Raw genomic sequence first — 340 nt, forward strand, 5'->3', positions numbered from 1 at the left:
GTGGCGAGGAAAGTTTCTAAGTGAGTAGAAAGTTCGCGGAAGTTTCTAAATCCCTTTGTATCGAATAGAGTCACTAGATCGTTCCTTTCTAGGGCGTTTTGGAGCTCGTGGAAGCTTTCTGGGCTGTCTGCTTCCTGGATGAGGACGGCGTAGAGGCCTGCGAGGCGTCGCTCGTCTTCTTCGTTCGTAGTGCAGACGAAGCCAAAGGAGTACCAGGCACTCTCGTGTTTTGCAGGTAGTTGGCCGCGTGAAGCGGTTTCAATGAGGTAGGCGACTTCCTGCTTAGTCCTAGTAGGGACCGGCTTGCGCACTAGCGGCACAGCATCTTTCACCAGGCGAG

General features: G+C 53.5%; 1 protein-coding gene. It reads right to left on the reverse strand.

Annotated elements, in window-relative coordinates:
- Positions 1 to 311, reverse strand: a 311-nt coding sequence (locus tag QWJ41_RS20925) for a hypothetical protein (protein WP_302710406.1), incomplete at its 3' end; no start/stop codon positions are given.
- Positions 312 to 340: the final 29 nt, after the last annotated feature.

It is taken from the genome of Nocardioides cremeus, assembly GCF_030518195.1.
Lineage (GTDB): Bacteria > Actinomycetota > Actinomycetes > Propionibacteriales > Nocardioidaceae > Nocardioides > Nocardioides cremeus.